This window comes from Nostoc sp. CCY 9925, from assembly GCF_963920935.1.
Classification (GTDB): Bacteria; Cyanobacteriota; Cyanobacteriia; order Cyanobacteriales; family Nostocaceae; genus Nostoc.
On the sequence record NZ_CAWUDO010000186.1, the window covers coordinates 1 to 8,144 of the forward strand.

General features: G+C 40.8%; 10 protein-coding genes and 1 other RNA gene. 2 read left to right on the forward strand and 9 right to left on the reverse strand.

Annotated features, from left to right (window positions below):
- Positions 1 to 105 precede the first annotated feature (105 nt).
- Positions 106 to 1,065, reverse strand: coding sequence for an RsmB/NOP family class I SAM-dependent RNA methyltransferase (locus tag ACM0OY_RS38525; RefSeq protein WP_414573982.1), 960 nt, complete (start codon positions 1,063 to 1,065; stop codon positions 106 to 108).
- Between the two features lie 200 nt (positions 1,066 to 1,265).
- Here ACM0OY_RS38525 and ACM0OY_RS38530 point away from each other — a divergent pair, with 200 nt between their 5' ends.
- Positions 1,266 to 2,690, forward strand: coding sequence for a DUF2157 domain-containing protein (locus ACM0OY_RS38530; protein WP_414573983.1), 1,425 nt, complete (start codon positions 1,266 to 1,268; stop codon positions 2,688 to 2,690).
- Positions 2,691 to 2,907: 217 nt separating this feature from the next.
- Complete coding sequence (locus ACM0OY_RS38535) at positions 2,908 to 3,618, forward strand: GDYXXLXY domain-containing protein (RefSeq protein WP_414573984.1); 711 nt, start codon at positions 2,908 to 2,910, stop codon at positions 3,616 to 3,618.
- 512 nt (positions 3,619 to 4,130) lie between these two features.
- On the opposite strand, the gene ACM0OY_RS38540 is transcribed toward ACM0OY_RS38535, so the two are convergent.
- The 8 genes from ACM0OY_RS38540 to ACM0OY_RS38575 all read right to left on the reverse strand — a co-directional run bounded on the left by ACM0OY_RS38540 (position 4,131) and on the right by ACM0OY_RS38575 (position 7,968).
- Positions 4,131 to 4,379, reverse strand: coding sequence for a hypothetical protein (locus ACM0OY_RS38540; protein ID WP_073639391.1), 249 nt, complete (start codon positions 4,377 to 4,379; stop codon positions 4,131 to 4,133).
- 143 nt (positions 4,380 to 4,522) lie between these two features.
- Positions 4,523 to 4,942 (reverse strand): preQ(1) synthase, encoded by a 420-nt coding sequence (gene queF, locus ACM0OY_RS38545; RefSeq protein ID WP_414573985.1) that lies wholly within the window; start codon positions 4,940 to 4,942, stop codon positions 4,523 to 4,525.
- A gap of 68 nt (positions 4,943 to 5,010) precedes the next feature.
- Entirely contained in the window at positions 5,011 to 5,412 is a 402-nt protein-coding gene (locus ACM0OY_RS38550) for a hypothetical protein (RefSeq protein ID WP_414573986.1), read from the reverse strand.
- 161 nt (positions 5,413 to 5,573) lie between these two features.
- Positions 5,574 to 5,954 (reverse strand): phasin family protein, encoded by a 381-nt coding sequence (locus ACM0OY_RS38555; RefSeq protein WP_414573987.1) that lies wholly within the window; start codon positions 5,952 to 5,954, stop codon positions 5,574 to 5,576.
- A gap of 25 nt (positions 5,955 to 5,979) precedes the next feature.
- Positions 5,980 to 6,076, reverse strand: an RNA gene (gene ffs, locus ACM0OY_RS38560) — signal recognition particle sRNA small type.
- Between the two features lie 36 nt (positions 6,077 to 6,112).
- Positions 6,113 to 6,379, reverse strand: coding sequence for a YciI family protein (locus tag ACM0OY_RS38565; protein WP_414573988.1), 267 nt, complete (start codon positions 6,377 to 6,379; stop codon positions 6,113 to 6,115).
- A 73-nt stretch (positions 6,380 to 6,452) separates the two neighbouring features.
- The gene (locus ACM0OY_RS38570) at positions 6,453 to 7,646 is read right to left on the reverse strand and encodes a tyrosine-type recombinase/integrase (RefSeq protein ID WP_414573989.1); all 1,194 of its coding nucleotides are present in this window, start codon (positions 7,644 to 7,646) and stop codon (positions 6,453 to 6,455) included.
- Positions 7,624 to 7,968 (reverse strand): hypothetical protein, encoded by a 345-nt coding sequence (locus tag ACM0OY_RS38575; RefSeq protein WP_414573990.1) that lies wholly within the window; start codon positions 7,966 to 7,968, stop codon positions 7,624 to 7,626. Before ACM0OY_RS38575 ends, ACM0OY_RS38570 begins: the two co-directional genes overlap by 23 nt.
- Positions 7,969 to 8,144: the final 176 nt, after the last annotated feature.

An 8,144-nucleotide genomic window follows, 5' to 3' on the forward strand; every position in this document is an offset into this window, starting at 1 on the left:
ACATTTGCGACTTCGGGCACTACATTTGCGACTTCGGGCACTACATTTGCGACTTCGGGCACTACATTTGCGACTTTGGCATCGCCATCATATCAGCGATCGAGTTTATTTTTTGATATTTTGGTAGATATATAGCGAAGAAATCGCATCTAAGTTAATTTCCCGATTTTCATTTTCATTAGTATTTTTAAACAGTACTGTAAATGCACCCGCACCTAACCTATCTTGAGGAAACATCCTATAACAAGGTATCGTAGTTAAATGAGACTGATATTTTGCTAAATGATTAATTTCCATCGGCTGAAAATGAGGAAAACGTTCCAAAAGCCACTCACAAACCTGCTCATTTTCTTCTGGTGAATAGGTGCAAGTCATATAAGCAAGATATCCTTGTGGTGAAACAAGTTTAGCAGAGTTAGCTATAATGCGCTTTTGCCGATTTGCACTTTTATTAATAGCAGTTGGATGAAAACAACCAGGTGCTTTTTCGCCTTTAGCAAGTAGCGATTGTCCAGTACAAGGAGCATCAACTATTACCAAGTTGCTAGAAGCTGGAATCATTTCGGCAAATATACTCGGATCCCTATTAACTACAGCACTAGGACTAACCTGGCAACGCTTCAAATTAGAAATTAGCATTCCCAGACGTTTGCCAATCACTTCATTACTAATGAGTAAATCAGGTTGCAAAGCTTTCCAAGCAAAGATGCTTTTTCCGCCGGGTGCAGCACACATATCAAAAATTAAACCTACTGGCTGAGGAATTGTTAACAAAGTAGAAGCTGCAAACACTGAAGAAAAATCCAAACAATAAAAATATCCTTTTTCATGCAGTGAATGTTGGCCAGGTTTTTCTCCCAACTGTAAACGGTCTATAAATTGCGGTTGCCAATTAATAGGTTTTTCCACAGCAAAATGTGAATTTTCTGGTTTTTCCTGACACCAAAGAATGCTAGATGTGAACAGTTGAGGATTTATTAACGCCTCAATAAATTTTTCTTGTTCATCTAGATTTGTAAACAAACGCCGCGAAAGTTTCAGTAATAAATTAGAAGGGTTTTCCATTATATATATAAATAATTGCGGTTAAAATTCTCAATTCTGATTTCTGAATTCTGAATTATTACTAATTTGTTTGTATCAGAATACAAGTGAAACTGTTACACAAGAACAGTGTAATTAAAGCTTTTGGCTTCATACTCAAAATATAATGACCGCCATTGGGAATGCAATGGCCAAGCTACCCCACTGCACCGGAGAAGGTCATGTTCTTAGATAATTTCCCGCAAAAATTACGCAAAGAAGCACAATTATGGAGGGATGAAGGAATAATTAGTTCTTCGCAATATGAACAAATAGCAGAACGTTACCAATTTAAAAACCTGGAAGCTGCTGCACGCGATCGCTTTATTGCAATAGTGGTTGCTATAGGTAGCATCCTTTTATGCTTAGGCATAATTACCTTTGTAGCAGCAAACTGGCAATCAGGCTCGCGAGAAGTCAAGTTTATTCTGCTGATGAGTTTGTTTTTTGCAACAGCTATCACTGGTTTTTACACTTGGAGAAAACGTGAAGCAAAGAAGCCGCAACCAAGCAAACGCTTACTGGGAGAGGGTTTGCTAATTTTAAGTGCTTTCATTTTAGGTGCAAATCTACTGCTGATGGCCCAGATGTTCAATATTAGCGGTTCCATTTCCCAATTGTTTCTCGCTTGGGGGTTTGGTGTCGCAGTCCTAGCCTATAGTCTATTCTTAAATTCCTTAGGAATTCTCTCAATTATCCTTGTGGAAATTGGCTATTGGACGGGGCTAGAAGATTTGTGGTACTCTTCAAGTGAAGTAACTTGGTCGCGACTAGTAGTACAGCATATGCCTCTGTTGGCATGGCTAGTGTTTGTACCCTTGGCTTACTTCTGTCGATCGCGCTGGATTTTCGTCCTAGCAGCCTTTGTCTTTGCTAGTTCCTTGCAAGCCAACCTCAATCCTCTGCCACTCCTAAATTACTCTAATATAGCCCCTTGGGTGGCTTCTTTTGCTTTTGCACTCCCACCTGCATTATTCTGGAGTTATGATGACCTGCTGTTTCCGACCATAAATTACAGATTGTTTCAATCTCTGGCTCGTAATTTAGCGTTGGTAAGCTTTGGTGTTGTCTTCTATGTCCTGTCTTTTCGTTGGGTCTGGGATTCTCCTGATTATAGCTATAATCAGCCAACGACTTTGACAAATTTGTTCGAGTCTCTGCCGATAATTGATTTGGGAATTCTCAGCGGCTTGGCGGTGTTGCAGTGGTTGTTTCTGCTGCGTCAAAGAAATAATCCTCCCCGCCGCGAAGTGATTTTTACGACTGCTGTCATCACTACTTTTCTTGTCTTTATTACCTTAGTACCTTTTTGGCATCAAACTATCACCAGAATTGATGAACTTGGGATTTTTATTTTCAATGTACTTCTAGCAACATTAGCCTGGGGACTAATTCAAGAAGGATTGAAATTAAACAACAGAAACTCCTTTTGGGGAGGTATGCTGTTATTTACACTCCAAGTTATCAGTCGAGTACAAGAGTATGATACCGACTTACTATTTAAGTCTCTGGTGTTTGTTTTGTGCGGTTCAGCTTTAATCAGTGCTGGACTTTGGTTTGAACGCCGCCAACCTGGTACATCTAAGTCCTCTACAAGTCAGAAGTAGTGCAAAAGATGAAAGAATTCAGAATTCTGAATTCACTAAAAATTTGGGACTTTAGATTTGAGATTTTTTCTTCAATCCAAAATCCAAGTCGCGCTGAAAGCGCACCAAAGGTGCGACCTAAAATCTAAAATCTAAAATTGTGAAAGTTTCTCTGCGTCAGTCCTAATCTCGTTAATTTTGTCCTCCTCAATACCCCCTGCTTTTTAGGACTACGTTCATGACCAGTAATTCTTCTGAATCTAAAAATAAATCCTTGTCTCCCGAAGCTGAATTTTCCAAGACAGTAACTTTTCGGGATTACTTGATTGCTAGTGAACAAAAATCGAATAAGCCCTTACCTGTTTGGCGGTTAATAGCACCTTTGGCGGTGCAAACAGCGTTGATTATGGCAGTACCAGCCCAAGCACTTTATACAGACATGACGGGCAAGACGGTGATCTTGCAAACCGTGCCTGTAAACCCTAATGATGTACTACAAGGAAACGCCCTAGCGTTAGACTATAACATCTCCCGGACTGCTAATTTGAGCAGACTGCCTGGTTGGCAGACCATAGTCAGCAAAGGTCGTGGAAGTGGTAGAAGATTGCCTGAAGGAACGAACATCTACGTGACTTTACAAGAGCAAGTATCTTCTGGCCGTGGTGTTCCTAGAGCTTGGAGACCATTACGAGTTAGTACCGACCGGCCCACTTCCCTAAGAGCTAATCAAGTAGCTCTAAGAGGTGTCTATGAGGATGGTTCCGTCAACTACGGCTTAGAAACATATTACATCCCAGAAAACCAACGCCAGCAAATTAGAAACGACTTGCAAGCCCAACGCGCCAGGAGGGGACAAGTACCACCCATCGTGGTGAAGGCGAAAGTCGATCCCCAAGGAAACGCACTACCAATTAGTATGTGGGTACGCGATCGCAACTATCGCTTTTAAGTTATTACGCGAATAAACTTGGATGTCTAATCGCAAGGTTTGTCCCGAAGTTCTGAGCCAAGATTTCCTTGGCTCAGTCTTCTCTGTTTACACATGACCAAGCCCTTCTCTACGAGAGGCTGCGCCAACGGGCAGGCAACAGGGAATAGGGAATAGGCAATCTTTTATGAAATCCTGCCCGCAGGCTGAAGTTATCTTTCATACAAAATATAGTTCGTTATAACCGAAGAGGGTTACTAAAACTGAAGTGATTTGTATTACCTTCAATAAGCGATCGCTTTTTCCTTTAAACTTCAACAAGGGGAGCGAACTTGTAGAGAAATAAAGCTTATATAACCTTTGACTTTAACTTTTTAATAATTACTAATAAAGGGATCATCCTGCGAAAATGGGTTTTTTATCTGACACCACAAAATCGCGTTGTTCCCTTTTTCTTTTGTCCTTCGTAAATACAAAGGACAAAAGACTAATGACAGTCTCAATCATAGAATGTCGAACTTGAGGGCACTAGCTCAATCTTCATGGCGTAACTGCCATGCTGCACCAAAAGCGGCTCCAGCCCCAGCTAACAATCCTGTACTCATTCCTTGGATAGTTTTTTCGATTGGATCTTGGGTTAGGCAATCACTTGTAACCTTACTATCTTGCAAACACAGATTGCTTTCTGCCCAACTGGCAGTACCTCCTAAAATGACACCAGTTATACTACAGGAAACAACTAGCAGCAAAAGGCGTCGGGTTTTTCTACTTTTTCTATCCATAGATGGATGCGTCAAAGATTAGATTGGGTAACTGATCTTCAACTACTTTACACATACTGGCTATTAATGTCATTAGTTATTAGTTATTTGTCTAAAACTAATGCCCAATGCTCTGTTTGGCCAATACTCTGTTTAGCCAATGACTAATGACTCTTTTGGTGATGTACTTCAACTACGGTATGAACATTCCCGCGAGGTGTGAAATCTGCTTTTACAGTAACTTCTAATGGGTCACAAGCTGCGACAAAATCATCCAAAATTTGGTTAGCAGATTCTTCGTGAGAAATATAGCGATCGCGGTAACTATTAATGTAAAGCTTGAGTGCCTTTAACTCTACTACTCGTTCATCAGGCACATAGGTAATATAAATAGTCGCAAAATCAGGATACCCCGAAAACGGACATTTACAAGTAAATTCCGGCAAACTAATGCTAATGTCGTATCGCCTTCCCACACGCGGATTAGGAAAGGTAATTAGTTTGCCTTCCGCAATATCACGCTCCCCATACTTCATTTCTTGGCTTGCCTGGGATACACTTTCAGGTAAATTGTTATTTGTCATTTGTCATTTGTTATTAGTTTTTCTTGGCGTCCCCGCGTCTTTCCATCTCCCCACTCTCTAATCCCTCCTCAACACTCCTCTTTCTCCCAGTCTGGACAATTCTCATCTTCATAACCGTGGGGATGCATAGCACAAACTAATAAGTTACCACCATAAACTTGACCGTGGTAGTGAGTACAACCCATGCAAGCTGGATTTTTTTCAGCTGTGGGTTCAACTGAATAAGGAAAACCAGGATCTATATCTCCCACAACCTCTTCCAAGTCCCAGTAAGCTTCCATCATCGGTTCAGCTAAATCTTGTAAATACTGATCGACTTCAGTGATAATATTACTGTGTACTTGCTCACTAATTTCTTCCGTTAACTCGAAAAAGGTGTCTACCATTTCACCCATTCCCAGGAAGAAACGCTCTACTTCATCTGCTACTGTTTCTACAATTTCTATTAAATCTTTTTGCCACTGTTCCATAAACTTGACGCCTTTACAGGCTATAAACAGGACTTTTTGTGGTGTCTAATTTTTAAGTACTAAAGTAAAGTTTAGGCAATGTATCATATCAAGTTTGTATATATAACACCATGCCAAAATGCCAGATTTTACTAAATTTAGAGGTAAAACAATGCTTTTTACTAATCGCGTTGCAATCGTTTTAACTCTTCTTGCAGTTCTAGCACTTGTTCGCGTAATTGATCTACGTTTTCGCCTGATGCCTCTTTCGCCGTTGGCTCTTCATCTTCCTCTAAAATTTCGATGCGGCGAGGTTCTGAAGGAGGTGTTTTTTCAGGGGTTTCACCAGATGCTTGGGGCTGTTGGGCTTGCTTCATCATATCTTCGACAAAGCGGCGAGCTTCTTCTGTAGTCATTTCGCCCTTGGCTACCATTTCGTCTGCCAGTTTTTGGACTTGCGATCGCAGTTCGGCTAATTTCCCCCCTGCTTTTTCGCCGGCGTAAGAAGCTAGTCCTACACCAAGGTAAAAAGCTTTTTGAACAATATCTCCAAAACCAGGCATTTCTCCTGAACGCTCCTAAAAATAGGGCGACCCGGAGACTACGCCTACCACAAGCCTCCCGTGTTGCTGCCACCTTCCGGTTCTGACAAGATTTGGGTGTTGAAGTCGCATAGATCCAGGTCTTATAAAAGCATAACATTAAAGTCAGTAAATGTGTGTCATTCCATAACAATCCGCCATTCATAAAGCTGGTAATCGACACAACCGTGTTGTACCAAGGGATCGCTGGCTACAATCGCTTCTGCCTCAGCCCTTGAGGCTGCCTCAAACAGCAACATCCCGCCTTGCGCTTCTGCCCAATAGCCTGTTCGCGCTTTGTGTCCTTTAGCAATCAACTCTTGAACGTAGGCTTTATGGGCAGGTATATATTGGTCAAAGGTAGATTTATCGACTTTCCCTTGTTCAATCTTTACAAATGTTGGCATAAGCTTTTTTACTCCAGTTGCAACAAACATCCTGCTTAAGTTATTACTATTTTGAGTAGCAATTAAGTAGCAATTAAAAATCGGGGCATTCTGCCTCGACAACATTGGGGTGGCAGTAGAAGCGGAGAACCGTTTCTACTGTGTCGCCAATCCAAAGAGCTACTTTTTCCACCGATACACCCTGCGCGATCGCCCATGTAGCAAAAGTGTGCCTGGTGGCATAAGGTTTCAAGTAAGGCACTAGCCCTTGTGTCGCTAATTCTCGGACTACGCCGATGTAGTAGTACGTTTTTCCACTCTTTTTGCTGCTATACCCAGTCCAGACCGGTTTAAATAAATCTGAGGTTATAGGCAACCCGGATTTAGATTCAAAAATCAACCCCGATTTTTTATTTGCTCTAAGGTTTAATAAAAGCTCTTGCAGTCTTGAGCCTTTTACAGTAGGAAAGACTCGCTTTCGGTTGTTTTTAGTGCTTTTTAAAATTTTGTATTTATTGCAAGATTTATTGAAACTTATTCTGCAACAATCAGCCGAAATATCATCCCACGATAAAGCAAAAGCTTCGCCAGGTCTGCACCCAGTGAAAAATAAAAATTTTACTAGGGCTGCATAATTAGAATACAGCGAATGCTTCTCAAAAGCATCTATAATGATATCTCTTTGTTCAAGAGTAAATGCTTTCCAATCATCTTCTTGAACTTTAATTTTAGGCTTGCTTAGTGTCAGTTTCTCAAAAGGATTATCTTCAATCAACCGTGAGTTGACAGCCCATCGGCAACAATGGTCAAAGGAGTCAAGCATTAGTCGTGCATTGTAAATACTGCTATATTTCACTAGCCAATCACGAATATTTGATGCTTCTTCTAGTGACAATGTAGGCAGTCTTTTGCAGTATTTAGTTATATACACATATTTGCTTAAAATGGTTGTTTGTTCAAGCTGTGTTTCCTGGAAATCAGTAAATTTATTCCACAGTTCTAAAAGATTGTAATTATATTTAAGCTTGTTAATTGTCATCGTTGGCTCATCTTTCACTGCTCTGAACTGGTAGCTTTTTAATGACGAGTCAAAGCGATTTAATGCGATATCAGTAGCAATCGCGTCTCTCTTCAATCTCACAATGTTACGATTACGCTTGGTATCGCCTAGCCCAGTACTGATAAAAAATTGTTTTGGGAATCCTTTCACCCAAAAACGAAGTACCAGTTTCTGTGTTCGAGGATCTGAGCTAATCCACTTATCCTCATTCATTTTCCAAATCTTCAAAAGTTAAATAAATTCGACTCTCAAGTTGATTGGGCGGTCGGCAGGGGTAAAGGTTGGATCTTTCTAGTAGTTTTAATCCCATGTCTTCGGCATTTTCGACAAATAAGTCTGCGGCATTTTCTACTATTTCCCTTGCAGCCCAAACGCGAACTCTAATTAGTTTGGTCGCTTCCTTGGCTGGGGTATCATCGCGTTCCCATTCTTTCTTTGCTGCCTGCCAATACCACCCCAGACGATTTAATTCTGCATAAAGCTCCTCTTGAGTTTGATGTGGAACTTTTAATACTTGGCAGGCTTTTGAGTATTTCTGTGTTCGCTTCATGATCCTCTAAACGAAATAAGAATGAAGCTAATTTATTAACTTCATTCTTCAGTAATTAATAGTTAGTAACGATCATCGTCGTCATCGTCGTCATCGTCATCATCGCCATCGTCATCATCGCCATCGCCATCGTCATCGTCGTAAGTATCTATTGCTAAATCAGATTTGTTTTCGGG

Excerpts from the sequence above, each read along its gene's own strand:
- ACM0OY_RS38525 (WP_414573982.1), bottom strand. The coding sequence starts at position 1,065 with ATGGAAAACCCTTCTAATTTATTACTGAAACTTTCGCGGCGTTTGTTT.
- ACM0OY_RS38530 (WP_414573983.1), top strand. The coding sequence starts at position 1,266 with ATGTTCTTAGATAATTTCCCGCAAAAATTACGCAAAGAAGCACAATTA.
- ACM0OY_RS38535 (WP_414573984.1), top strand. The coding sequence starts at position 2,908 with ATGACCAGTAATTCTTCTGAATCTAAAAATAAATCCTTGTCTCCCGAA.
- ACM0OY_RS38540 (WP_073639391.1), bottom strand. The coding sequence starts at position 4,379 with ATGGATAGAAAAAGTAGAAAAACCCGACGCCTTTTGCTGCTAGTTGTT.
- queF (WP_414573985.1), bottom strand. The coding sequence starts at position 4,942 with ATGACAAATAACAATTTACCTGAAAGTGTATCCCAGGCAAGCCAAGAA.
- ACM0OY_RS38550 (WP_414573986.1), bottom strand. The coding sequence starts at position 5,412 with ATGGAACAGTGGCAAAAAGATTTAATAGAAATTGTAGAAACAGTAGCA.
- ACM0OY_RS38555 (WP_414573987.1), bottom strand. The coding sequence starts at position 5,954 with ATGCCTGGTTTTGGAGATATTGTTCAAAAAGCTTTTTACCTTGGTGTA.
- ACM0OY_RS38565 (WP_414573988.1), bottom strand. The coding sequence starts at position 6,379 with ATGCCAACATTTGTAAAGATTGAACAAGGGAAAGTCGATAAATCTACC.
- ACM0OY_RS38575 (WP_414573990.1), bottom strand. The coding sequence starts at position 7,968 with ATGAAGCGAACACAGAAATACTCAAAAGCCTGCCAAGTATTAAAAGTT.